The following is a 23,497-nucleotide window of genomic DNA, read 5'->3' as shown; positions in this document are numbered from 1 at the left end:
AATTTTCTGAAATTTTAAATAATAAATAAAAAAGCGCCTTAGGCGCTCATTTCATGTGATGAATGATCGTAGTCCCCGGGCTTTGCAACAAGCCTGACAACAGCCGTTCTTGTTCAATGTAAAATTCAAGTGCGGTATGTCGTGAGATCACCTTTTAAGTATGCTGAGGATGTCAAACAGCGTATTTTTAATGACAAACTGCCGATATTCGATAGACCCTTGCGAATCGTGCAAAATCGGGCCGGGCATGCGGTGAACAGCTTCTTCAATCCTTTCTTCAACAGGCCGTTCTGCATCATTTAATACTTCTTCCACCTCTTGAGAGCGAAACGGAAAAGGGCAAACACCGCTGAAGGCGACGCGCATATGGCCGTCGATCTCCAGCGCGGAAATCGTCACCAATGGGTATCCCGTATCCCACCGCTGCCTGACTTTAATGTTTGCGAAAGGCTGCAGGAGATAGCGCTCTTCAGTCAACAGCAAAATGAGCATTTCACCCTTTTTCAGCTGCAATTGTTTGTCAAATACATCATGAATCGAATAGATATGTTTTCCATTGGCTCCCAACGTCACCACTTTGCTGTCGGTCAATAAAAAAGGGAGAACCGCTTCGCGATAAAAAATCTGTCCGCAAATATTGCCGCCGAGCGTAATTTTATTGCGTGACGTGTGATCAGCGATCTCTCTCACCGCTTTGCTTAATAAAGGAAAGCCCCGGCTTTCCGTGATTTCCGTCAATGTTAAAGCTGAACCTAGCGCAAGATAGCCCCGCTCAGATTGTAACATCCGGCATTCGGGTACTTCCTGAATATCGATAACCGCATTGAAACGGCCATGTGTGATTTGTTCTGTTCCCCCGGAAAAAAAGGCGGGGTTTTTTCCCTTCAAGTCAAGGTCCCGAAACAGCTGTGCCGCTTCTTGTGCGCTTTGCGGCCGGTAGTACTCAAAGTTAATGGAGATCATGCCGGCCCTCCTTCACTCGCCTTGCTAGTTCACAAATGAGAGAGAGCTGATTTAATGGGATCGCGGCAGCGATTGACAGGCTTACGTCGTGACAACCCGCTCCATCCTCCCATGCAAGATCGTTCCCGGCTTTCAGATGATATGTAAAAGTTCGCGTTTCTCCGCTGTGTTGCCCAGCCATGTCCCGCACGGCCGGGTCATCTTCAATGCATCCGGCGCTCAGCATCCCGGTTCGGGTCCCTTCTTCCTGCAGCAGCATTGCCGAATCTTCGACATGGATGGTGGTGAGAACACATTGTTGAGGCAATCTTTGAATCGTTTTAAGGATGCCGGCAATGGCTTTCACGAATGAACACACCTCCAGGATTTACTATTTTTTCCTCTTCCATATATATTATCTCGCCTCATACTTTAAAACTCCATTTTCTCTGAAAAAGAAAAACGTTCACTCCTGTCATGAGTGAACGTTTTTTCAAGCTATTGTATGTCCAGCGCTCCGGCCGGGTCATACAAATGAACATCAATCTCTGGGAGCCTTCCCAGTGCAAGTCTTGCCATTTCTCGGCCAAGGTAAGGTCCTGAAGTCAGCCCTGAAGCGCCGAGCCCGTTGGCAATCAGCAGCCCCTTTAGACCGGGAAGCGGACCGATCACAGGAAGAAATCCCGGAGTGAACGGCCTGAATCCGACCCTCGTTTCCAGGATCATTCCGTTCTCCAAACCGGGCGCAATGGTGAGCGCCTTTGTCAAAATTTCTTGAAGCCCGCCCGCTGTGACGCGGCAGTCGCCCAGTTCAGCGTCGTTTTCATGTGTCGCACCGGCAACAATTCTCCCGTCTTCAAACGCGAGAATGTACTGGTCATGCGGAGGCATGACCACCGGCCAGGCGGCTGTATCAGTCTCAGGCAGTCGGAGATGGACGATTTGCGCTTTTTGATAGGTGACCGCAAACTGGATTCCCAGCGGCTTCAGCAGCTCACTTGCCCAAGCCCCGGCTGTGATCAGCACCTGATCAGCGAACATCGTCCCCTCTGCGGTTTGAACACCGATCACCCGTCCGTCTTCATGCACTAAAGAGGCATTTCCCTCAAGCACTTTTGCACCGTGTTTTTGCGCGGCATTCACGAGTGCACGCCGCAGAGCTTTTCCGTTGACCCGTGCTGCGCCGCTGATATGAACGGCTCCGTATCCGTCTGCCAAGGGCGGAAATAAGCGCTTTGTTTCAGCCGGCGACAGCCGGGAAATCTCGCCGATCTCCGGCGCATCCTGGCGTCTCATGTATGCGCGCTCTTCCATCTGCTCCAGTTTTCGTTCGTCAGTGTGCAAGCTGATGGCGCCTGTCCGTTTGTACCCCGTGTCCGATTCTCCATCAGCTTCCAGCTGTTTAATCAAATCGGCGTAGTACCCGGCACCTCCCTTTGCGAGTTTGTACCAAGCCTGATTTCTGCGCTGGGAAAGCCAGGGACACACGATACCCGCCGCGGCATCTGTAGCCCTTCCTTGATCCCTGCGGTCAATTAATGTCACATCTGCACCGGCTTTTGCCAGATGATAAGCGGTGGACGCTCCGAGAATTCCTGCTCCGACTACGATATATGTTTTCATCAAAACACCTTTTTCATTTCTGTTTTCTACAAATATAACGGATCAAATCTTCTGAACACAACCGGTTTCACCTATGAATTTAACCGATGGCTACCGATATTACACCGCTCACCATAAAAAGAGCCGCGATGATCCGCCGATGACCAAACCCTTCTGAAAGAAGGACGGCCCCCATCACCGTTCCGATCAAAATGCTGACCTCCCGAATCGGGGCCACATGACTGACAGGAGCGAAAACCATGACCGACAATGCCAAAATGTAGGCCAGAGAATTCAAAATGCCGACCCCGGCCGCTTCGATTCGGTGTTGCTTCCATTCAGACCGGACTTGATGCCAGTTTTTTGCGGCAAAAGGCGTCAATAAGATGAAGCGCCCTAATGTATTGCAATAATCCAACAGCAAAGGCGGGACGAGAAAATGGCTGACCGCTGCTTTGTCAAGGAGGGTGTAAGCTGCGATGATTGCGCCGATCAACAGCCCGTAAAGGATTGGAATGAGCGATCCGGATTCTGTTAACCGCTTTATTCCCCCCGTGAAAAACAGAATGCTCACCACAATCAACAGGATGCCGATGACAGCGGGCAGCGTCAGTTGTTCATGAAAGACGACCACCGCGAGCAGACAGGTGATCAGCGGTCCTGTTCCTCTTGCGATCGGATAGACGAGTGAAAGATCGCCCTTTTGGTATCCCTTTTGAAGAACAAGAAAAAACCCTAAATGGGCAAGGATGCTCGCCATGATCAATACAATTTGCCAGATTCCAAAATCCGGCTTTTCATAAAGAACAACACCGATCGCCATAGGGGCGTATACTATGGCGGCAATCGCAGTAAACAGCCAAATAAAAGCAGCTCCGCCTCCAGCCTTTTTGGAAAGATAGTTCCATGTTGCATGGATGAATGCTGATAACAATAGGATGCAAAATCCAGCAGCCGTCATGATACCGTCCTCCTTACCGAACACTGAAAAACAGTCATTTCTTGACGTTAATGTAACGCTTTAGTTCGCCATGCCATTTCCTATCTTTGATAACATCAACCCAAACATCATACTTGCCGGATTTTAGCCTTTTCGTCGGAAAGCTTACGCGGAAATGAGCTTTTCCGCGAGCTAGATAAATATCCTTATATAACAGAACTTTTCCTTTTTTATTGATTAAACGGACGGAAATCATCGCCCCTGTGACAGGGCTTTTTCCGGTCACCACGATAGATGAGGCGTTTTTTGAATAGGTATTGGCATCTGTTCTGAATTTAACCGCGCCTTTTGAAGGCATGGCCAGGGCTTTGGGACTTCCGGCCAATGCACCCAATAAGAAAATGACCACTATAAACATAGCCCTTATCTTAAATTTCACTGGACATGTCCTTTCTATAAATAGGATGAAAATCACATGTATACCTACATTATACATGACTTTATCATCTGACTAAAGGATTCTATTTAAAAGAAAAGCCGCATACCGCAGATTGCTATTTTAAGGAAAAAGAAAATAGCTGATGCCTGCAGATATGGGCTGGAACTGCCAATAAAGCTCCCTATGTTCGAATATCTCCCTTAAAGACAACTGTTGCGACAAACTATTCTAGCAAAATAAAAATTTGTTATTATATAAATATTATGGTAAAATGTTCTTATTATATTATATTGGAGGATGACATATGTTTAAAAAGTTTCTACAATTATTTGTTTTATTGCTGATTTTAGCAGCAGGTTTGGCGTCACATGCAGGAATTGCTTCCGCAGCGGATATGGATAGAAGCGGAAGACACAATTATAATTGGAATGTGGATTTTTATACAGATGCTAATCGCTATACAAAAAGAGCCGATACCGTAGATGTTACACTAAAAGTGCCATCAGATGGAACGTACTCTAAAACATACTGGGAAATGAAATTTCAAATGTATGGGGCAAACGGATGGACAACTCTCAACTTTGTGAAAACAGGTTATGTTTCCAAAAACTCTCCCTCTCACCGCTCTTTTGATATAAATGATTATACATATCTAAACAAAGGCGTATTTAAAAAAGGCTATGGAAACTGCAGAATAAAAGTGACATTTACAAAGGGAGACAAGGCTTTGGTTGGCAATACATACTATACAACGGTCTTTCGTGTAGATAATCAAAAATAAAATAACGTTTCGAAGAAGTTCTGCTTTGATATGATAAATGCACAGTGCGGCAAGGATTTCAGATTTCACGAATCATAAGAAGGCCCTCAACATGTGAGGAGCCTTTTTATATTATTTCAGGTAAAGAAGTATCACCGCATTTGTTTAATCATCGTTGTTTTAAATGAATGATGTGAGACCATCTTAATCAATAAAAAAAATAACCGCAGATCCATTCTTGTCCACTCTTAAAAAACAATGGCAACTTGAATGATATCTGCGGTACATAAAACGCATAAAATTTTTAAGGGTGTGATCCAATTTCAATCTGATCACACCCTTTGATATGAAAGGTTAACCGATTGACCCTTCCATTTCGAACTTGATCAAACGGTTCATTTCAACCGCGTATTCCATCGGCAGTTCTTTTGTGAACGGCTCGATGAAGCCCATGACGATCATTTCTGTCGCTTCTTCTTCAGAAATGCCGCGGCTCATCAAGTAGAAGAGCTGTTCTTCAGATACTTTGGAAACTTTTGCTTCGTGCTCCAATGAAATGTTGTCGTTTAAGATTTCATTGTAAGGAATCGTATCTGATGTTGATTTGTTATCCATAATCAGCGTGTCACATTCGATGTTTGAGCGGGCGCCTTCAGCTTTGCGGCCGAAATGGACGATTCCGCGGTATGTGACTTTTCCGCCTTGTTTTGAGATCGATTTTGACACGATCGTAGATGACGTATTCGGTGCCAGGTGGATCATTTTCGCACCTGCGTCCTGATGCTGTCCTTTTCCTGCAAGAGCGATAGAAAGCGTCATACCGCGAGCGCCTTCGCCTTTCAGGATGACGGCAGGGTATTTCATCGTCAGTTTGGAACCGATGTTTCCATCGATCCATTCCATTGTCGCGTTCGCTTCGCAAACGGCGCGTTTTGTAACAAGGTTAAAGACGTTGTTCGCCCAGTTTTGAATCGTCGTATAGCGGCAGTATCCGCCATTTTTGACGATGATTTCAACGACTGCGCTGTGAAGGGAGTTTGTTGTGTAAACAGGTGCTGTACATCCCTCTACATAGTGAACGTGCGCGCCTTCGTCGACGATGATCAGCGTCCGTTCAAACTGACCCATGTTTTCAGAGTTGATCCGGAAGTACGCCTGCAGCGGTGTCTCGACTTTGACGCCTTTTGGTACATAGATGAATGATCCGCCTGACCAAACGGCTGAGTTCAGGGCCGCAAATTTGTTGTCAGTCGGCGGAATGACTTTTGCCCAATGCTCGCGGAAAATGTCTTCATTTTCTTTGAGGGCGCTGTCCGTATCCTTAAAGATGATGCCTTGAGATTCAAGGTCTTCCTTCATGTTGTGGTAAACGACTTCTGATTCATACTGCGCGGATACACCGGCCAAATATTTTTGCTCAGCTTCAGGGATTCCGAGTTTGTCAAAAGTCTGTTTGATTTCTTCCGGCACTTCATCCCATGATCTTTCTGAACGCTCAGATGGTTTTACATAGTACGTAATTTCGTCAAAATTCAATGCGTTTAAATCTCCGCCCCATTGCGGCATTGGCATGTTGTAGAAATGTTCAAGAGATTTCAGACGAAACTCGAGCATCCACTCCGGCTCTTCTTTCATGCGTGAAATTTCTTCTACGATTTCTTTTGTCAGTCCCCGCTCTGAACGGAAAATGGAAACGTCTTTGTCGGCAAAACCGTATTTATATTCGCCGATATCCGGCATTTTTTTAGCCATCCATTTTCACTCCAATCTTTATTCATTATCGCTGTCTTCTTTGGCAACACCCTTTTCAAGGGCTTTCCAAGAAAGTGTCGCACATTTAATCCGGGCTGGAAACTTTGAAACGCCTTGAAGGGCTTCGATATCGCCTAAATCGATCGAATCGTCGTAGTCTTTGCCCTGCATCATATCCGAAAAGATCTGTGACATTTGAAGGGCGGTCCCCACGTCTTTTCCTTTGATCGCCTGCGTCATCATGGAAGCGGACGCCATGGAAATGGAGCAGCCTTCACCTTCAAATTTTGCGTCTTCTACCTTTTCGTCCGTAATCTTCATCGTCAGTCTGATCCGGTCACCGCATGTCGGGTTGTTCATGTCAACGACAATGCTGTCATTTAAAACCCCTTTATTTCTCGGATTTTTGTAGTGATCCATAATGACCTGCCGATACAGTGTATCCAAGTTCACATTAAAAGACATTTGTGAAATACTCCTTTGTCTTCTGAAGAGCTTCAATCAGTTTATCGATGTCTTCTTCTGTATTATACAGATAAAAGCTTGCTCTTGCAGTAGCGGAAACATTCAGCCATTTCATCAAAGGCTGTGCGCAGTGATGTCCGGCTCTGACAGCGACGCCTTCTGCGTCCAATACGGTTGCCACATCGTGAGGATGGACGTCTTCAAGGTTGAATGTCACGAGTCCTGCACGCTGCTTCGGTCCGTATACAGTTGCGCCTTCAAGCTCTTCAAAACGTTTTAGTGCATATGCAGCAAGACGATGTTCATGTTCTGAAATGGCGTCAAGTCCGATGTCTTCCAGGAAGTCAATCGCTGCACCCAATCCAATCGCACCGGCAATAATCGGTGTCCCCGCTTCGAATTTCCAAGGCAGCTCCTTCCAGGTTGATTCGTAAAGACCGACAAAATCAATCATTTCTCCGCCGAATTCCGCGGGTTCCATGTTTTCAAGCAGCGCTTTTTTGCCATACAATACTCCGATCCCGGTCGGGCCGCACATTTTGTGGGCTGAGAAAGTAAAGAAGTCGCAGTCCAAATCCTGAACATCGATCTTCATATGCGGTGTGCTCTGCGCCCCGTCAACCACCATCACCGCGCCGTTGTCATGGGCGATTTTGGCGATTTCTTTAATCGGATTCATCGACCCGAGAACATTTGACACATGTGCGGCTGATACGATTTTCGTATTGGCTGTCACCGTCTGTCTGACATCATCCAGTGAAATGGTGCCGTCTTCCTGTAACGGAATGTATTTCAATGTAGCGCCGCTTGCTTTTACCGCCTGCTGCCATGGAATGATATTCGCATGGTGCTCCATCGGCGTGATGACGACTTCATCACCCGGCTTCAGGTTGGCGCGGGCATAGCTGAGCGCGACCGTGTTCAGCGCCGTTGTCGTGCCCCGCGTAAAGATAATTTCCTGCATCGATTTCGCGTTGATAAACTTCCTGACCTTCTCGCGCGCCCCTTCGTATCCATCAGTCGCCTTCGTTCCCAATGTATGAACGCCGCGATGGACATTTGAATTGTAGGATTTGTAATACTCGTCAAGCTTGTCGATGACGACACGCGGCTTTTGCGATGTAGCCGCGCTGTCTAAATACACAAGATCGTGTCCGTTGACTTGTTGGTCGAGAATCGGAAACTGTTCGCGAATATCTTTGACATTCATTATTTTACTTTCCTTTCGATTACAGAGACGAGCTGTTTTTTCACGCCTTCGATCGGAAGCTCATTGACCACCGGTGCCAGGAAGCCGTAAATGACAAGACGTTCTGCTTCTTCTTTCGGAATTCCGCGGCTCATCAAGTAGTAGAGCTGAACCGGATCGACGCGGCCGACAGATGCGGCGTGGCCCGCTGTAACGTCATCTTCATCGATTAAAAGAATCGGATTCGCGTCTCCGCGCGCTTTTTCGCTGAGCATCAGCACGCGTGACTCCTGTTCGGCATTTGATTTTGATGCGCCGTGTTCGATTTTTCCGATGCCGTTAAAGATCGAGGATGCGGAATCTTTCATGACGCCGTGTTTTAAAATGTAGCCTTCCGAGTGCTTGCCGTGGTGAATGATCTGTGTTGTAAAGTTCTCGGTTTGTTCTCCTCTGCCGACGACAACCGTTTTTGTATCGCCAAAAGTGCCGTCTCCGTGAAGATTTGTCGTGTTTTCAGAAATGGTGTCTCCATCATTCATCAAACCGAGCGCCCATTCGATTTTGCTGTCGCGTCCGAGCGCTGTTCCGCGGCGGCTGACATATGCCGTTACCCCTGCGGAAAGATTGTCCACCGCTCCGTATTGAACGCGGGCATTCGCACCTGTGATCACTTCTGACACGATGTTAAATACCGCTTTTTTAGGGTTGACCGTGCTGATGTAGTTTTCTACATATGTGACCGCACTGTTGTCATCTGCGACGACGAGTACATGGTTGAAAAGCGTTGTATCGTTGCTTTCATGGACATACACCGCCTGCACCGGCGCTTTCAGCTCGACGTTTTTCGGAACGTAAAGGAATGCTCCGCCGTTCAGCAGCGCTGCATGTAATGCAGTTAATTTATGCTCATTGACTTTTACGCCGTCCGTCATAAAGTATTTTTTGACGAGATCGCCGTGTTCGCGAAATGCCGTATGAATATCTGTGAAGATCACGCCTTGATCCTGCAGCTCTTGAGAAAGAGACAGGTAAGCCGGTGTCTGATCTCTTTGGATGTAAAGTGTCTTGTCTTCATTCCCGAGATCGATCAACGATTTGACTTCATCTGAAAGATCATTCAAAGATTCAAGCGGTTTATTTTCTACAGTATGTTTATCAAACTGTGTGAAATTCCAATTTGTGATTTTTGTTTTATCAGGCCGTGGCAGAGGCAGATCTTCTGCTTTTTCAAGCGCTTCTAAGCGTAGGTCTTGCAGCCAGGCCGGTTCCTGATGCTTCTCAGAGAAGCTTTTGACATATTCCCGATCTACAGATAGTTTTGTTTCCAATGTCATGTTTATCCCCCTAACGCTTACGCTTCTTGACCGACAGTTTCGTCTTCGATTCCCAGCTCGTGCTTAATCCAGTCATATCCTTCAGCTTCAAGACGCTGTGCAAGCTCAGGTCCGCCTGATTTCACAACGCGGCCTTGCATCATAACGTGCACATGGTCAGGCGTGATGTAGTTCAACAGGCGCTGATAGTGCGTGATGATCAGGCAGCCGAAGTCTTCGCCGCGCATTTTGTTGATGCCTTTTGAGACGACTTTCAGGGCGTCGATATCCAAACCGGAATCGATCTCATCAAGGATGGCGATCTTCGGTTCAATCATCATCAGCTGCAGGATTTCATTGCGCTTTTTCTCCCCGCCTGAAAATCCTTCATTTAAATAGCGCTGCGCCATGTCAGGGTCCATTTCAAGAAATTCCATATTTTCATCCATTTTGCGGATGAATTTCATTAACGAAATCTCATCGCCCTCTTCTCTGCGTGCATTGATTGCAGAGCGGAGGAAGTCGGCATTCGTGACGCCGCTGATTTCACTCGGATATTGCATGGCCAGGAACAGGCCGGCTTGCGCGCGTTCATCCACTTCCATTTCCAGAACATCTTTGCCGTCAAGCAAAATGCTGCCTTTTGTTACTTCATATTTAGGGTGTCCCATGATCGCCGCGGATAAAGTCGATTTACCCGTTCCGTTAGGTCCCATGACAGCGTGGAATTCCCCGCCTTTTATTTCAAGGTTTACACCTTTTAAAATCTCTTTCCCTTCAATCTCAACGTGAAGATCTTTGATTGTTAATGTCGAAGCAGCCATGAAATATACCTCCAATATAGATAATCATTATTCTCAATTTATTCTCATTCTAATTTTATAACAAATGAAAATTGAATACAACAAAAGTCTTTAAGATCTTTTTCGTGTGTACATGTTTTCAAGTGTAACAAAAATCGTTTTTTTCTTAAAGTGATTGCCGTAAGAAACTTCCTTCGTCCATAACCATCCAGTAAAAACGATTATTTACATTTGCCTCGCATTCGAAGATCTGTTCTCGGGGAGTGTGCTTTAAGAGGAGGCGGATTTTTCACACTGAAGGGAGCTCGTTCTCAATTGCATGAATCATGATGGGAATGCTTTTCACCTTCTATCTGGATGGTGACATGCTTCAAATTAAATTCTTTCCTTAGATATTCTGATACTTGTTGCAGGATTCTATCCCTGTCACTGTTATCTGCGACTGTCACATGACAGCTTAAGGATGGAAAGTCGGAAGTGATCGACCAAATATGAAGATCGTGAACATCCTTGACAGACGGAATCGACAGCACCCCTTTCCGGAGCAATTCCATATCGATATGCTTCGGTTTTCCTTCCATTAAAACATGAACAGCATCCTTTGTGATGCGCCAGCCGCTGACAAGCACCAGGATGGCGACAAGAACGCTTGCAATCGGATCGGCGGCATTCCAATCGAAAAACAGCATCAAGAAACCGGCGATGATCGCACCGACAGAGCCCAGCATATCACCGATGACGTGCAGAAATGCGCTTTTGACATTTAAATTTTCGCCTGTGTCTCCCCGCATTAAAAGCCAGGCCGCGGCAATGTTGACAAGCAGTCCGAGAAAAGCGATCCCAAGCATGCCGGCGCTTTCGACTTCCGGCGGATTGAAAAAGCGATGGAACGCTTCCCAAAAAATATAAAGTGAAATCACAAGCAGTGTGATGCCATTTAAACAAGCGGCCAAAATTTCAAAGCGCTTATAGCCGTAGGTTTTGTTTTCATTTGCCGTCTTTGCTCCAAATATAACAGCGATGAGGCTTAAGCCAAGGGCTGCAGCGTCACTTAGCATATGTCCGGCATCAGATAAAAGGGCGAGGCTGTTTGTCAAAATCCCGCCGACGACTTCAACCGCCATAAAGAGAAAGATGAGGATGAAGCTGAAAAGAAGCGCTTTTTTGCTGGCTTGATGAGTATGATGATGATGGTGGGAATGGCTCATATTTCAAAACTCCTTTCCTCTGAATATGATCATATGTTCATATTATAATTTTATCTTCTGTCTTTATTCAGGTCAACCTGTATCCAAGCGTCGGGCATACAAAAGGACGGATATCTTCCGTCCTTTTGCTTTGCTTTATCCGTTCATCCATTTCATGTCTGAAATGATCTGTTTGCTTTTTTGATGCTGCTTTTCCCTTCTTTTTTCGACTTCAAGCCGATTTTCATGGCTTCTGCTGTATTCCTCGTAACCCATGCCATGGGATCTGTGCATCGCTTTTTCCATTTCCGCCGTAAATTCAAGGTCAAGCTGATCTTGGCTTGAACAAATAATGAATCATCCTTTCAGAGATTTTCTTACATGATACCAATTATATACAGACTCTTCAAAGATGAGTACGCATTAAATGTGCTGACCTCTGTCGATTTTCCGGCATTTCACAGGCGCTAGCTGGAACATTCTTTTAATTTCTCGGTCAATGTTTCATTTGTTTGAATTCTTCCATAGCTTGCAAGACGAGCGTGACGGCTTGGCTCATCGCCGCTCCCCCGCCAAATGCCGCGGAGACCCCGACGGCTTCAAGAATTTCTTCTTCCTTCGCTCCGCTGTCAAGGCAGCCTTTGATGTGATAGATGATACAATATTCGTCCTGGGTGTTGATGCTGATCCCGAGTGCAATCAATTGCTTTTCTTTTTCGCTCAGGACACCCTTTTTAAAGCATTCTTGAGTAAACTCGTTGTACTTTGTGGCAATGCCCGGCATTTTTTCTGAGAAGATGCCGATTCCCGCTTTATATTCGTGCAGGGCGGATTCGATGATGCTTTCTGATTCATGCTGGTTCACGCGAATTTCCTCCATTTAATATGTAGATTTTCTCTTTATTATGGACAACTTTATGCACAACATACGAGAAAAAACCCCGGTTTGCTCACAAACCGGGGTTTCACTTTTATTCTGTTACAGGAAGGACTGAGCCTTCATATTTTTTATCGATGAAATCTTTGATTTTGTCAGAGTGCAACACTTCAATCAGCGCTTTGACTTTCGCAGAATCTTCGTCACCTTTGCGAACAGCGATGATGTTCGCGTAAGGATTGTCTTTTGGAGACTCAAGCTCAATGGCATCTTTTTTCGGATTCAGCTTGTTTTGGATCGCGTAGTTCACGTTGATGAACACGGCGTCTGCTTCATTGCTGTCATATGCTTTTGCCGTCATTTCAGGTGCAACATTGTTTTTGATTTTCAGGTTTTTCTTGTTTTCCGTAATATCCTTCACTGTTGCGTCCACTTTTTTAATGCCTGATTTCAGCTTGATGAGACCGGCATTTTCCAGCATTGAAAGCATGCGGCCCTGTTCAGCGGCGTTATTGCTCATGATGATCGTCGCACCGTCAGGAAGATCTTTCAATGATTTATACTTTTTAGAGTAAATCCCGAATGGCTCAAGATGGACTGCACCGACATTGACTAAATCGTAGTCTTCGTTTTCTTTCATTTCCTGTTCAAGATAAGGAACATGCTGGAAATAGTTTGCATCAAGATCTTTTGAAGCGAGCGCTTTGTTGATCAGTTTGTAATCGGTGAATTTCTTGATTTTAAGCTCATAGCCTTTTTCTTTTAACAGCGGTTTTGCCTCTTCAAGAATTTCGGCGTGCGGCGTCGGCGTCGCTCCGACTGTGATCACTTTGCTGTCTTTATCTCCTTCGCTGTTCGATGACCCGCATGCGGCAAGTACGCCGGCAAAAATGATAAGTAAAGCCGTTAATAACCCTTTTTTCACTTTCGTATCCTCCCTAACGTTTGTCTAGTTTATTTGTTATAAAATCCCCAATAAATTGGATGATAAAAACGATAACCAAAATAAAAATCGTTGCAATGACGATAATGTCATTATTGTTCATTTGAAATCCATCGACATATGCAAGGTTGCCGAGTCCGCCGGAGCCGATCGCACCGGCCATGGCTGTGGAACCGATCAGCGCAATCGCTGTTACAGTAATACCGGAAATCAAAGCCGGCATCGATTCAGGCAGCAGCACTTTGAAAATGATTGTCGATGTTTTCGCACCCATTGATTTCGCCGCTTCAATCACACCTTTATCGACTTCGCGGAGGGCGATTTCCACAAGGCGGGCATAAAACGGTGCCGATGCGACGATTAATGAAGGCAGCGCCGCATTAGGACCCAAAATCGTTCCCATGATAAATTTCGTAAAGCTGAGCAATATGATAATTAAAATAATAAACGGAATCGACCGGAACACATTGACAACAGCCCCGATTACCGCATTAATCGGTTTGTTTTCCCAGATGTTTCCTTTTGAAGTTAAATAAAGAAGCAAACCGAGAAGCACGCCGATGATAAATGCAAACAAAAGCGAAATCCCCGTCATATAAACCGTTTCATATGTCGCGTTCCACAGCTGCTCCATGTCTACATTCGGAAACAGTTTTTCAAACACTTGTGATCACCTCTGCTTCTACCTGCCGGCTCTTGATGAATTCGACCGCTTTATTGACCTCATCCAAATCGCCGTCAACATGGATGAACAGCGAACCGTAAGCACCATCCTGCGTCTGCGAAATTTTCCCTTGCAGAATGTTGACTTCAACATCAAATGTTCGGATGATCTGCGTCATCAGCGGCGTTTCGGCTGCTTCGCCGACAAATGTAAGCTTAATCGTCCGCCCGGTTTTCGTTTCTTCAAGGAAATGCTTCAAAGTTTCCTTCGTTTCTTCCGGTTCGGTCACCTGCTGGACAAAGCGCTTGGTCATGTCTTCCTTCGGCTTTCTGAAGACGTCCAATACGTCGCCTTCTTCAACAACTCTGCCGTTTTCCATGACAGCGACTCTGTGACAGATTTTCCGGATGACATGCATTTCATGTGTGATCAGGACAATCGTCAACCCGAGCCGTTCATTGATATCAGACAGAAGACCCAGGATCGAGTCAGTCGTCTGCGGATCAAGCGCTGAAGTCGCTTCATCACAAAGGAGAACTTTCGGATTGTTTGCGAGCGCCCTTGCGATCCCGACGCGCTGCTTCTGTCCGCCGCTCAGCTGTGAAGGATAGGCGTTTTCCTTCCCTTCAAGGCCGACGAGCTTGATCAGTTCAGCGACTCTTTTCTGCCGTTTTGCTTTGCTGACGCCGGCGATCTCCAACGGAAACGCAATATTGTCGCGCACCGTTCTTGACCATAAAAGGTTGAAGTGCTGAAAGATCATGCTGATTTCTTTTCGCGCATCTCTCAGCTTTTTCCCTTTAATTTCGCTGATCGTTCTGCCCGCTACTTCAACTGTGCCTGAAGTGGGCTGTTCTAGTCCGTTCAAGAGACGGATCAAGGAGCTTTTACCGGCTCCGCTATATCCAATAATTCCGAAGATTTCACCTTTTTTGATCGAAAGGGTGACATCCTGGACGGCATTGACATCTCCATGCTTTGACTGATAAACCTTTGAAACACCTTGAAGATTTATCAAAGCCACCACCTGCTTTCTTGCTCTATTCTTTGAGGTCCAATCATATTATGAAAAAAAGCCTTTCTGCACACATGAGCAGAAAGGCTTTGAAAGCTTGGGCCTTTCTCTCATCTTTCAAAGCTTAACGCTTCGTGTGAATTGGCACCATTTCAACATCTGTTGATGGTTGCCGGGTTTCATAGGGCACTTCCCTCCACCTCTCTGGATAAGAGAAACATATATTTATTTTTTGATTATTATGATCGGAATTCTTACAGTAGAATATCACGCAAAAAAATAGTTGTCAACTACTTTTCGTAAGACAAACGGCCTATCCGATCTGATGAACAGATAAAAGAGGCGTGCTGAACGTCCGCCTCCCCCCTTGTCTGCCTTAACACGGTGAAAGTGTCTAATTTTCAACATTTGGAAAGTTTATAATTGAAGGTCGCTGTTTTTGAAGAAACCGTCTGTCAGCCATAAAATCGCTTCGAGCTTCAATAAAGCTCTGAAGGAGCCTTTAACCTTGACGGTGCCGCGCTGTACGAGCTGCTGCAGGGAAATATCTCCATGAAGAAGGTCGATAATCTCGCTTTGCTCTCCAAAAAAAGTCAAGTGAGCTTTTTCCACAGGAGTAGATTTTTCCATTTCCCCCTGTTCGTTGATCGCTAACGTAAAAGCTTCTTTTTCTCCTTGAAATGTAATCAGCAAAGCTGTTGTGGATAATAGAGGTTTTAAAAAAAGAGACCGATCCTCTCTTTCTATCAATCCTGTTTTCTCCAACTGTATAACCTCCTGTAAATTGGTCATACTTACAGATTCTCTGTATACAGCGGGAGTCCTTTATGAATTGCTCGACAAGTTTTTGCGGGTTATTTCCCGAGAAATATGTCAAAAATACCCTTAATCAACAGCATTTTGTTTAATTGTCTCATATAAATAGGAAACGGAATGAAACGCATACCCTTTTTTGACGATCCGTCCGTTTTGATAAAGAATAAAACACGGCACACTTTCAATCTCATGCTGTTTGGCGAATGACGGGGAATAATTGAGATTGTTTTTATAGAAAGGGATGTCGGCGAGCATTTCGTCAACAACCTCCAGCATTTTTCCAGCCAGCTGGCACGTTCCGCAAAACGGCGTGTATAAATAGAGGACACATGTCTTCTGCTCAAGCTGTTTTAATTCTTGTTCCTGAAGTTCCTGCATAGGTTTTACACACCTCATCATAAAAATTTGCTATGCACTCGTATGTTTGACCGGAACAGGATCTCCGCTACATGGCGGCTCGGGGCTGCAGCGACTTCTTTATAGACTTTGTCAATGTATAAATGGGACGCTTCGGGCAGTTCCCTTTTGAGCTGCCGGCGCAGCTTTTCCCCGGATTCATCGGCATCAACCAGTATGTAAACGTCTTTATCATACAGGTTCTCGGCGAATTCATCGAGCTTTGTCTGGCTGATCGTTCCGTTTGTGCAAATAATGTCAATGGGTTCTTCAACGACATGTTTGACTTTCAGTTTATCGGACTTTCCTTCGACGATCATGACTTTTTCGTTTTCCGGCATATGGATCACCTTTGAGAGAAAAATAGATTTTCATAAAAAAAGGCAGTGAGTATTCACCGCCCGGCCTTTAACACCAGCCTTGCTGGTCATCACAGTCCACATATTTTGCATCCGGTTTGCTTATCGTATCAGCCATTTTGTAAAATTTTTGATCTTGGAATATATATCCAGATTTCAGCTCGTATTGATCCATACCGGTCATCCGGCCGATCGGTTCGTTTTCATGGTACAGATGCATGCCGCCGTCTTTAAAATGGCCTTTCACATGCTCTGTAATATCAATACGCTCTTTTTTCAGCGTCAATTTGGACACCCCCTCTATGCTATAGCGTGTCCAAATGAGAGGCTGCTATCCTAAAGTTTTAGTCTTCTTTGATCATTTCATCATATTGTTCGGCAGTCATCAAGCTGTCGATTTCTGATGCGTCAGACGGTTCAACGACGATCATCCACGCTTTTTCATACGGTGATTCATTGACAAACTCAGGGCTGTCTTCGAGTTCCCCATTCACTTCAACCACTTTCCCGTTGATCGGGGCGTACAATTCTGAAACGGTTTTAACAGATTCAACGCTTCCAAATGGCTCGTCCGCTTTGATTTCGTCTCCGACTTCCGGCAGCTCGACAAAAACGATGTCCCCCAGCTCAGATTGCGCAAAATCAGTAATTCCGATTCTGACTTTGCCGTCTTCGGTTTTGACCCACTCGTGTTCTTCAGAATAACGCAGTTCTTTTGGTGTGCTCATGGCTACCCCTCCATAAAGTGTTTTAAATCGTCCTACATTGAAGATATCACATCTTGATGCATTATAACCAGTATGTCTTAAACTGATCTTCCTTAAAACCGACTGTTACCTTCCGGCCGTCTGTCGTAATCGGACGTTTGATCAGCATCCCGTCGGAAGCAAGCAATTCAAGCTGCTCATCCTCAGACATGTTTTGCAGCTTGTCTTTCAAGCCGAGTTCCCGGTATTTTTGACCGCTTGTGTTGAAAAACTTTTTCAATTCAAGTCCGCTTTTTTCATAAAGCTCTTTCAGCTTTTCCTTGCTTGGCGGATGTTCTGCGATATGTATCCCATTGATTTCTTTGCCGTGATCTTCGAGCCACTTTTTCGCTTTTCGGCATGTCCCGCATTTCGGGTACCAATAAAAATCTAAAGCCATGCACTCACCCCTCTCGATTTATCCGAGGTTATTTTAACACAGATCTTTTTAAAAGCCCAAACCGTTGTTTGCAGTCCTTTGTTCAGCTTAGAAGCCCCGCTCGAAAAGAACGGGGCTTTTGGATTTACACAATAAATTTTTCCGCTTCGAAGACGGCCTTGGCGGCTTCGCGTTTTTTCTCAATGACATTGACAGGTGTAAAGCGTGTCAGCTTGCGGAGGGCGGAGAGCATCATCCGCAGCGAATCGCCGGATTCCATGGCGATTAATGATTCCTTGGCATGGCTTTCAATCTCCTGAAACGCTTCCTGTGTGAAAATTTGCGTGTAGAGGATTTTCTGGGCATTTTTTTCTTCGCCGAGCGCCGTGATGGCTTTTTCTGTTCGCAAAACGGCTGACTCCATCGCGTAAACCTGGCTGACGATGTCAGCGATATTCACGAGAATCTCCTGTTCGCGATCGATCGCTTTTCCATATTTTTGTGCAGCAAGCCCTGCGATCATCAGCGCGATCTTTTTGGCGTTTTGCAGCAGATACTTTTCCTGTTCGAGGACGCCGTCTCCCGGTTCTTCAGGCATAAGCATCATCAGCTCTTCCTGAAGGGCTTTGGCTTTTTCAAAGAGCGGCAGTTCCCCTTTCATGGCTTTTTTCAAATAGGTGCCCGGGACGATGAGGCGGTTGATTTCATTTGTTCCTTCAAAGATCCGGTTAATCCGCGAATCGCGGTAGGCCCGTTCCACTTCGTATTCCTGCATGAAGCCGTAGCCGCCGTGGATCTGCACGCCTTCATCAACGATATAGTCGAGTGTTTCCGATCCAAAAACTTTATTTAACGAACATTCGATGGCATATTCGGCAATCGATTTGGCCACCTGGCGCCCGTCTTTTTGATCTTCTTCGCTCAATGTGCCCATTTTGTCTTCAAAAAGCCCGACGGTCCGGTAAACAGAGCTTTCCATCGCATACAGTTTGGCTGACATATTGGCGATTTTTTCACCGATCAGGCTGAATTTGGAAAGCGGTGTTTTAAATTGCTGACGCTGGTTGGCGTATGCAGCTGACAGCTCTATCACCCGCTTAGATGCGCCGATCGTTCCGACGGCCAGCTTATAGCGGCCGATATTTAAAATATTGAAGGCGATGACATGCCCTTTGCCCGCTTCACCTAAAAGATTTTCCTTCGGCACCTGCACCTGATCTAAAATAAGCGTGCGGGTCGATGAGCCTTTGATCCCCATTTTTTTCTCTTCCGGCCCTGTTGACACACCCGGATAGTCCTTTTCAACAATGAAAGCGGAAAAATGTTCGCCGTCAATTTTCGCATATACGATAAAGACATCAGCAAAGGCCGAGTTTGTAATCCACTGTTTTTCGCCGTTTAAAATATAGTGTGTCCCCGCTTCATTCAGGACGGCTGTTGTTTTCGCCCCGAGCGCATCGGACCCTGATCCCGGCTCTGTCAATGCATATGCGGCAAATTTCTCGCCTGTAGCGAGCGACGGCAGATACTTTTGCTTTTGCTCCTCTGTTCCGAAAAACACGATCGGCAGTGTTCCGATCCCGACATGGGCGCCGTATGATAAGGAAAAACTGCCCGCTCTCGAGAATTTTTCGGTGATTAACGCCGAGCTGATTTTATCAAGACCCAGCCCGCCGAACGCCTCCGGGACATCAGCGCCGAGGAGGCCGAGTTCCCCGGCTTTTTTCAACAACCTGACCGAGTGGTCGAAATGATGTTCCTCAATCTCGTCAACAAAAGGCAGCACATCACCAATAATGTAGTCTTCCGTCGTTTTGGCGATCATTTTATGTTCATCTGTGAAATCCTCCGGTGTGAACATCTGATCCGCTGTCACTTCTTCTATCAGAAAGGCGCCGCCTTTTTTCATATGGTCTTTTGTTTGCTCCATGATCCCATCCCCTTTGTTTTTAAACTAACTCGAATACTCCTGCAGCCCCCATGCCGCCGCCGATGCACATCGTCACAACGCCGAACTGCTCGTTTCGCCGCCGCATTTCGTGTATCAGCGTCAAGGTCAGCTTTGTTCCCGTACAGCCGAGCGGATGCCCGAGCGCGATCGCTCCTCCGTTGACATTGACTTTTTCTTCATCGATGCCGAGCGATCTGATGACTTGAATCGCCTGTGAGGCGAATGCTTCATTTAATTCGAATAAACCGATGTCCGACAGATCCAGCCCGGCCATCTTCAGCGCCCTCGGCACTGCTTCAACAGGGCCGATGCCCATGACTTCCGGCGGAACACCGCCGACCGCAAAGGAGCGGAACTTTGCCAGCGGAGCGAGTCCGAGCGCATCCGCTTTTTCCCTGTCCATGATCATGACCGCCGCGGCACCGTCGCTCGTTTGCGACGAATTTCCGGCGGTGACCGATCCGTTTGCGGAAAACGCCGGTTTCAAAGTGGAGAGGACTTCTTTTGTGGTCCCCGCTCGAACGCCTTCATCACATGCGAAATTAAACGTCTGTTCCTGCAATTGATGGTTTTCATCCACTTCCCTGACGGTGACCTCTACAGGGACGATTTCATCGGCAAATTTGCCTTCGGCAATCGCCTTGGCTGCATTTTGATGACTGCGGACAGCGAAGGCATCCTGATCTTCCCTTGAAACACCGTACTTAACAGCGACCTGTTCGGCCGTGTGGCCCATCCCCATATAATATTCGGGAGCCGTTTCCGCCAGCGCCGCATTCGGTCTGACGATATGCCCCATCATCGGGACGATGCTCATCGATTCAGCTCCTCCGGCAATGATCGTATCCGCCGCACCAAGCATAATTTTCTCGGCGCCGTATGCAATCGACTGAAGGCCTGATGAACAGTATCTGTTGATCGTCACGGCCGGAACCGTGTGGGGGAGACCGGCAAGCGCGCCGATGTTCCGGGCCATGTTCAAGCCTTGTTCGGCTTCCGGTGTGGCGCAGCCGATGATCAAATCATCGATATTGCCTTCGTAGCCGCCCGCTCTTTTCAATGTTTCTTTCACTGCACACGCGCCCAGGTCATCAGGGCGGACCGTCCGCAATGAGCCTTTTTTTGCTTTTCCGACCGGGGTTCTCGCACCCGACACTATGACTGCCTCTTTCATGTTTTTCCCTCCTAATTACGCAAAGGTTTGCCTTTGACAAGCATATGCTGCATTCTCGCCTGGGATTTTGGTTCACTGACAAGGCTCAGAAAAGCTTCCCTTTCCAAATTGAGCAGATATTCCTCCGTTACTTCTGCGCCGTATGCGACCCTGCCGCCGGCAATGACAAACGCCAGCTTTTTCGCGATTTTCAGATCATGTTCAGAAATGGCGCCGGACAATTTCAACGCTTCGGCCCCGAGAAGGAGCGCCGCATAGCCGGTTTCGCCGACAACCGGAACCTTTTCTTTCACCGGCGGGCGGTAGCCGTTTTCATGAAGCGTCAACACGAGCGATTTGGCATCATACAACAGATGGTCCTGATTCATGCTGACTTGATCGTGAGCGGTTAATATATTCAATTCCTTCGCTTCATGGGCCGATGTCGATGTTTTTGCAAGGGCAATCGTCTCAAATGTCTTGTTTGCCGCCTGCTGCAGATCACGCTCGACACCTTCCGGCAGCCCTTTTAAATGATTCAAATAAAGTTCTTTATTACCGCCGCCTCCCGGAATCAGACCGACGCCTGTTTCAACAAGGCCCATATAAGCTTCGCTCGAGGCTTGCACACGGGCGGCAGGGAGGCACAGCTCTGTTCCCCCTCCGAGTGTCATGCCGAACGGCGCAGCGACGACAGGCTTGGAACTGTATTTCACCTTCATCATCGTCTGCTGGAACTGACGGATGATCATGTCAATTTCCATATAGTTGTCATCCTGGGCTTCCATGAGCATCATCGCCAGATTGGCGCCGACGCAGAAATTTTTGGCCTGATTGCCGATCACAAGTCCTTTAAAGTTCAGATCGACTTCTTCAAGCGCATCATTCAGCATTTTGATGATGTCAAAGCCGATCGCATTGCTTTTCGAGTGAAATTCCAGCAGGGCAACATCATCGCCCAAATCAATTAAACTCGCACCGCTGTTTTTCTTGATGACACCTTTTGTTTCTTTGATTGTTGATAGATGAATATTTTTCTTGTTTTCTTGAAGCGCCCGGTATTCACCGCTTTTGAAACAATAGAAAAACGTTTTTCCGTTTTCTTTAAGGTAAAACGTCTCATGCCCTTTTCCGAGCATGTCTTTGATCCAGTCAGGAACCTTCCAGCCGCCGGCTTCAAGCTTTTCAACCGAAGCCTTTACACCGATGCTGTCCCATATTTCAAACGGTCCTTCCGACCAGCCGAAACCCCATTTCATCGCCTGATCGACGGCGGTGATGCTGTCGGCGATTTCCCCTGCCAGTTCCGCGGAATAAACGAGGACAGGCGCAGTCGTATTCCAAAGCAGCTTTCCCGCCCGGTCATCCGAATAAACAAGCGCTTTCATTCTTGCTCCATAGCCTTTGATCTGCTTGGCTGCTTCAAGCCCCGGGGTTTTTAATTTTTTTCGCTCGCTGTATGTCATCGTCATCGGATCAAGTTCAAAAATGTCTTTTCCTTCTTTTTTATAAAAGCCTTGTTTTGCTTTACTTCCAATCCAGCCTTTTTCAAGCATCTTCCCGATAAATTCAGGCAGACGGAAAACGGCTTTTTCATCTCCGTCCACTTGGTCATAGACATTTTTGGCAACATGTGAAAAAGTGTCAAGGCCGACGACATCAAGCGTTCTAAAGGTCGCGCTTTTCGGGCGTCCGATCAAGGGGCCTGTAATCGAATCGACTTCACCTATCGAATATCCGCCTTTCAGCATTTCCTGAACGGTCACGAGCAGACCGTAAGTTCCGATGCGGTTGGCAATAAAGTTTGGCGTGTCTTTCGCTTCAACCACCCCTTTGCCGAGCACATCCTCGCCGAATTTTTTCATAAAGGCCAGCACTTCAGGGTCCGTTTCTTCGATCGGAATGACTTCAAGCAGCTTTAAATAACGGGCCGGATTGAAAAAATGGGTGCCCAAAAAGTTTTTTTTGAAATCAGCTGATCTCCCTTCTGCCATTTGTCTGACAGAGATGCCCGACGTGTTGCTGCTGACGATGCTTCCTTTGTTTCTGTACTGATCGACCTTCGCAAACACTTGCTTTTTGATGTCCAAATTTTCGACTACAACTTCAATGATCCAATCGGCATCCTTTATTTTTTCAAAATCGTCCTCCATGTTCCCTGTGCTGATATAGCTGATGTTTTTTTTCGATGTCAGCGGAGCCGGCTTTTGTTTCAACAGCTTTTGTACGGCTGACTGTGCAAGCCGGTTGCGGACATCGGGATCCTCGAGTGTGCGGCCTTTTTTCTTTTCTTCTTCCGTCAGCTCGCGCGGAACCATATCGAGCATCAAAACGGGAATGCCGATATTGGCTAGATGAGCCGCAATGCCAGATCCCATGACTCCCGATCCTAAAACAGCGGCTTTACGAATATGCTTGACCATGAATGATCCTCCCCTACTTTGAATGAATACTCATTCATTTTTACTCCAAAAAAATAAACTCCTGTCTTCTTTCATCTTAAAAGATTTTGGAAATGAGTTCAATAGCCTTGACGCAAATTTCAGAAATTTTTTTATGAGCCTGAAGCGCTTCTCCCTCATCTCGCTCTACATGTTTCGCGGCTTTTGGGACAAATTGATATAGAGGAGGTGAAGGCATGGTACGCGAACGAAAAAATCCGTCCTCGGCGGCAGTCAGCGCTGCAAGTATGAAAGGAAATGCGGGCCCGGACTATAAAAAGGAAGACGCCGGCGGAAAACGGACAAGCCAAAACCAGCAGTACAAAAAGCACAACATGGGTGGACCTGAACATTATTAAACAAGA

The 23,497-nt window shown here is 46.5% G+C and carries 27 protein-coding genes and 1 riboswitch; of the genes, 2 read left to right on the top strand and 25 right to left on the bottom strand.

Annotated features, from left to right (window positions below; genetic code table 11):
* Positions 1 to 147: 147 nt before the first annotated feature.
* From M654_RS04900 to M654_RS04880, 5 genes are all read right to left on the bottom strand, one after another.
* A complete protein-coding gene (locus M654_RS04900; RefSeq protein ID WP_026588664.1) occupies positions 148 to 963 on the bottom strand; it encodes an FAD binding domain-containing protein in 816 nt (271 codons plus the stop codon).
* A complete protein-coding gene (locus M654_RS04895) occupies positions 950 to 1,309 on the bottom strand; it encodes an XdhC family protein (protein ID WP_026588665.1) in 360 nt (119 codons plus the stop codon). The genes M654_RS04900 and M654_RS04895 overlap by 14 nt, the downstream gene beginning before the upstream one ends.
* A gap of 131 nt (positions 1,310 to 1,440) precedes the next feature.
* Complete coding sequence (locus tag M654_RS04890; protein WP_026588666.1) at positions 1,441 to 2,565, bottom strand: NAD(P)/FAD-dependent oxidoreductase; 1,125 nt, start codon at positions 2,563 to 2,565, stop codon at positions 1,441 to 1,443.
* A 79-nt stretch (positions 2,566 to 2,644) separates the two neighbouring features.
* Positions 2,645 to 3,505, bottom strand: a complete 861-nt coding sequence (locus M654_RS04885; protein WP_026588667.1) for a DMT family transporter — start codon at positions 3,503 to 3,505, stop codon at positions 2,645 to 2,647.
* Positions 3,506 to 3,539: 34 nt separating this feature from the next.
* On the bottom strand, positions 3,540 to 3,980 hold the full coding sequence (locus M654_RS04880; protein ID WP_236251200.1) for a hypothetical protein: 441 nt from the start codon (positions 3,978 to 3,980) through the stop codon (positions 3,540 to 3,542).
* Positions 3,981 to 4,227: 247 nt separating this feature from the next.
* On the opposite strand from M654_RS04880, the gene M654_RS04875 reads away from it, so the two are divergent.
* Positions 4,228 to 4,704, top strand: coding sequence for a hypothetical protein (locus tag M654_RS04875; protein WP_026588669.1), 477 nt, complete (start codon positions 4,228 to 4,230; stop codon positions 4,702 to 4,704).
* A 333-nt stretch (positions 4,705 to 5,037) separates the two neighbouring features.
* Here the strand turns inward: M654_RS04875 and sufB are convergent, their stop codons facing one another.
* The 20 genes from sufB to M654_RS04780 all read right to left on the bottom strand — a co-directional run bounded on the left by sufB (position 5,038) and on the right by M654_RS04780 (position 23,114).
* Positions 5,038 to 6,435 carry a Fe-S cluster assembly protein SufB gene (gene sufB / locus M654_RS04870; RefSeq protein WP_026588670.1) on the bottom strand — a complete coding sequence of 466 codons (1,398 nt, stop codon included), beginning with the start codon at positions 6,433 to 6,435 and terminating at the stop codon, positions 5,038 to 5,040.
* 18 nt (positions 6,436 to 6,453) lie between these two features.
* Positions 6,454 to 6,900 carry a Fe-S cluster assembly sulfur transfer protein SufU gene (sufU, locus tag M654_RS04865; protein WP_026588671.1) on the bottom strand — a complete coding sequence of 149 codons (447 nt, stop codon included), beginning with the start codon at positions 6,898 to 6,900 and terminating at the stop codon, positions 6,454 to 6,456.
* Complete coding sequence (gene sufS, locus M654_RS04860) at positions 6,890 to 8,110, bottom strand: cysteine desulfurase SufS (protein ID WP_026588672.1); 1,221 nt, start codon at positions 8,108 to 8,110, stop codon at positions 6,890 to 6,892. The genes sufU and sufS overlap by 11 nt, the downstream gene beginning before the upstream one ends.
* On the bottom strand, positions 8,110 to 9,423 hold the full coding sequence (sufD, locus tag M654_RS04855) for a Fe-S cluster assembly protein SufD (RefSeq protein ID WP_026588673.1): 1,314 nt from the start codon (positions 9,421 to 9,423) through the stop codon (positions 8,110 to 8,112). Before sufD ends, sufS begins: the two co-directional genes overlap by 1 nt.
* Positions 9,424 to 9,440: 17 nt before the next feature.
* Positions 9,441 to 10,226 (bottom strand): Fe-S cluster assembly ATPase SufC, encoded by a 786-nt coding sequence (sufC, locus tag M654_RS04850; protein WP_026588674.1) that lies wholly within the window; start codon positions 10,224 to 10,226, stop codon positions 9,441 to 9,443.
* A 290-nt stretch (positions 10,227 to 10,516) separates the two neighbouring features.
* Entirely contained in the window at positions 10,517 to 11,413 is an 897-nt protein-coding gene (locus M654_RS04845) for a cation diffusion facilitator family transporter (RefSeq protein ID WP_026588675.1), read from the bottom strand.
* 135 nt (positions 11,414 to 11,548) lie between these two features.
* Complete coding sequence (locus M654_RS23480) at positions 11,549 to 11,698, bottom strand: YuzK family famiily protein (RefSeq protein ID WP_179115644.1); 150 nt, start codon at positions 11,696 to 11,698, stop codon at positions 11,549 to 11,551.
* A 190-nt stretch (positions 11,699 to 11,888) separates the two neighbouring features.
* A complete protein-coding gene (locus tag M654_RS04840; protein ID WP_035428468.1) occupies positions 11,889 to 12,272 on the bottom strand; it encodes a carboxymuconolactone decarboxylase family protein in 384 nt (127 codons plus the stop codon).
* Positions 12,273 to 12,363: 91 nt separating this feature from the next.
* Positions 12,364 to 13,194: a methionine ABC transporter substrate-binding lipoprotein MetQ gene (gene metQ / locus M654_RS04835; RefSeq protein WP_026588677.1), complete on the bottom strand. Its 831-nt coding sequence runs from the start codon at positions 13,192 to 13,194 to the stop codon at positions 12,364 to 12,366.
* 13 nt (positions 13,195 to 13,207) lie between these two features.
* Positions 13,208 to 13,876, bottom strand: a complete 669-nt coding sequence (locus M654_RS04830; RefSeq protein ID WP_026588678.1) for a methionine ABC transporter permease — start codon at positions 13,874 to 13,876, stop codon at positions 13,208 to 13,210.
* On the bottom strand, positions 13,869 to 14,894 hold the full coding sequence (gene metN, locus M654_RS04825) for a methionine ABC transporter ATP-binding protein MetN (RefSeq protein ID WP_026588679.1): 1,026 nt from the start codon (positions 14,892 to 14,894) through the stop codon (positions 13,869 to 13,871). Before metN ends, M654_RS04830 begins: the two co-directional genes overlap by 8 nt.
* Before the next feature lie 104 nt (positions 14,895 to 14,998).
* Positions 14,999 to 15,106, bottom strand: a riboswitch (SAM riboswitch).
* Between the two features lie 202 nt (positions 15,107 to 15,308).
* Positions 15,309 to 15,656 (bottom strand): SCP2 sterol-binding domain-containing protein, encoded by a 348-nt coding sequence (locus M654_RS04820; protein ID WP_026588680.1) that lies wholly within the window; start codon positions 15,654 to 15,656, stop codon positions 15,309 to 15,311.
* 120 nt (positions 15,657 to 15,776) lie between these two features.
* The gene (locus M654_RS04815; protein WP_026588681.1) at positions 15,777 to 16,085 is read right to left on the bottom strand and encodes a thioredoxin family protein; all 309 of its coding nucleotides are present in this window, start codon (positions 16,083 to 16,085) and stop codon (positions 15,777 to 15,779) included.
* A gap of 17 nt (positions 16,086 to 16,102) precedes the next feature.
* Positions 16,103 to 16,444: a toprim domain-containing protein gene (locus tag M654_RS04810; RefSeq protein WP_026588682.1), complete on the bottom strand. Its 342-nt coding sequence runs from the start codon at positions 16,442 to 16,444 to the stop codon at positions 16,103 to 16,105.
* A 67-nt stretch (positions 16,445 to 16,511) separates the two neighbouring features.
* On the bottom strand, positions 16,512 to 16,748 hold the full coding sequence (locus M654_RS04805; protein ID WP_026588683.1) for a YusG family protein: 237 nt from the start codon (positions 16,746 to 16,748) through the stop codon (positions 16,512 to 16,514).
* A gap of 58 nt (positions 16,749 to 16,806) precedes the next feature.
* Positions 16,807 to 17,190: a glycine cleavage system protein GcvH gene (gene gcvH / locus M654_RS04800; protein WP_026588684.1), complete on the bottom strand. Its 384-nt coding sequence runs from the start codon at positions 17,188 to 17,190 to the stop codon at positions 16,807 to 16,809.
* A gap of 61 nt (positions 17,191 to 17,251) precedes the next feature.
* On the bottom strand, positions 17,252 to 17,608 hold the full coding sequence (locus tag M654_RS04795; RefSeq protein ID WP_026588685.1) for an arsenate reductase family protein: 357 nt from the start codon (positions 17,606 to 17,608) through the stop codon (positions 17,252 to 17,254).
* Between the two features lie 124 nt (positions 17,609 to 17,732).
* Positions 17,733 to 19,517 (bottom strand): acyl-CoA dehydrogenase family protein, encoded by a 1,785-nt coding sequence (locus M654_RS04790; RefSeq protein WP_026588686.1) that lies wholly within the window; start codon positions 19,515 to 19,517, stop codon positions 17,733 to 17,735.
* A gap of 19 nt (positions 19,518 to 19,536) precedes the next feature.
* On the bottom strand, positions 19,537 to 20,712 hold the full coding sequence (locus M654_RS04785; RefSeq protein ID WP_026588687.1) for an acetyl-CoA C-acetyltransferase: 1,176 nt from the start codon (positions 20,710 to 20,712) through the stop codon (positions 19,537 to 19,539).
* 11 nt (positions 20,713 to 20,723) lie between these two features.
* Positions 20,724 to 23,114, bottom strand: a complete 2,391-nt coding sequence (locus M654_RS04780; RefSeq protein WP_026588688.1) for a 3-hydroxyacyl-CoA dehydrogenase/enoyl-CoA hydratase family protein — start codon at positions 23,112 to 23,114, stop codon at positions 20,724 to 20,726.
* A 215-nt stretch (positions 23,115 to 23,329) separates the two neighbouring features.
* On the opposite strand from M654_RS04780, the gene M654_RS04775 reads away from it, so the two are divergent.
* On the top strand, positions 23,330 to 23,491 hold the full coding sequence (locus M654_RS04775) for a YuzL family protein (RefSeq protein WP_081692872.1): 162 nt from the start codon (positions 23,330 to 23,332) through the stop codon (positions 23,489 to 23,491).
* The last annotated feature ends 6 nt before the right edge of the window (positions 23,492 to 23,497 follow it).

The sequence above is a fragment of the Bacillus sp. NSP9.1 genome, assembly GCF_000465465.2.
GTDB lineage: Bacteria > Bacillota > Bacilli > Bacillales > Bacillaceae > Bacillus > Bacillus sonorensis_A.
The sequence above is the reverse complement of the archived record's forward strand: the minus strand, read 5'-3'. Positions and strand labels throughout refer to the sequence as shown.

Coding starts and splice junctions, on each gene's coding strand:
- M654_RS04900 (WP_026588664.1), bottom strand. CDS start 963: ATGATCTCCATTAACTTTGAGTACTACCGGCCGCAAAGCGCACAAGAA.
- M654_RS04890 (WP_026588666.1), bottom strand. CDS start 2,565: ATGAAAACATATATCGTAGTCGGAGCAGGAATTCTCGGAGCGTCCACC.
- M654_RS04885 (WP_026588667.1), bottom strand. CDS start 3,505: ATGACGGCTGCTGGATTTTGCATCCTATTGTTATCAGCATTCATCCAT.
- M654_RS04880 (WP_236251200.1), bottom strand. CDS start 3,980: ATGTATAATGTAGGTATACATGTGATTTTCATCCTATTTATAGAAAGG.
- M654_RS04875 (WP_026588669.1), top strand. CDS start 4,228: ATGTTTAAAAAGTTTCTACAATTATTTGTTTTATTGCTGATTTTAGCA.
- sufB (WP_026588670.1), bottom strand. CDS start 6,435: ATGGCTAAAAAAATGCCGGATATCGGCGAATATAAATACGGTTTTGCC.
- sufU (WP_026588671.1), bottom strand. CDS start 6,900: ATGTCTTTTAATGTGAACTTGGATACACTGTATCGGCAGGTCATTATG.
- sufS (WP_026588672.1), bottom strand. CDS start 8,110: ATGAATGTCAAAGATATTCGCGAACAGTTTCCGATTCTCGACCAACAA.
- sufD (WP_026588673.1), bottom strand. CDS start 9,423: ATGACATTGGAAACAAAACTATCTGTAGATCGGGAATATGTCAAAAGC.
- sufC (WP_026588674.1), bottom strand. CDS start 10,226: ATGGCTGCTTCGACATTAACAATCAAAGATCTTCACGTTGAGATTGAA.
- M654_RS04845 (WP_026588675.1), bottom strand. CDS start 11,413: ATGAGCCATTCCCACCATCATCATCATACTCATCAAGCCAGCAAAAAA.
- M654_RS23480 (WP_179115644.1), bottom strand. CDS start 11,698: ATGGAAAAAGCGATGCACAGATCCCATGGCATGGGTTACGAGGAATAC.
- M654_RS04840 (WP_035428468.1), bottom strand. CDS start 12,272: ATGGAGGAAATTCGCGTGAACCAGCATGAATCAGAAAGCATCATCGAA.
- M654_RS04815 (WP_026588681.1), bottom strand. CDS start 16,085: ATGCAGGAACTTCAGGAACAAGAATTAAAACAGCTTGAGCAGAAGACA.
- M654_RS04810 (WP_026588682.1), bottom strand. CDS start 16,444: ATGCCGGAAAACGAAAAAGTCATGATCGTCGAAGGAAAGTCCGATAAA.
- gcvH (WP_026588684.1), bottom strand. CDS start 17,190: ATGAGCACACCAAAAGAACTGCGTTATTCTGAAGAACACGAGTGGGTC.
- M654_RS04795 (WP_026588685.1), bottom strand. CDS start 17,608: ATGGCTTTAGATTTTTATTGGTACCCGAAATGCGGGACATGCCGAAAA.
- M654_RS04790 (WP_026588686.1), bottom strand. CDS start 19,517: ATGGAGCAAACAAAAGACCATATGAAAAAAGGCGGCGCCTTTCTGATA.
- M654_RS04785 (WP_026588687.1), bottom strand. CDS start 20,712: ATGAAAGAGGCAGTCATAGTGTCGGGTGCGAGAACCCCGGTCGGAAAA.
- M654_RS04780 (WP_026588688.1), bottom strand. CDS start 23,114: ATGGTCAAGCATATTCGTAAAGCCGCTGTTTTAGGATCGGGAGTCATG.
- M654_RS04775 (WP_081692872.1), top strand. CDS start 23,330: ATGGTACGCGAACGAAAAAATCCGTCCTCGGCGGCAGTCAGCGCTGCA.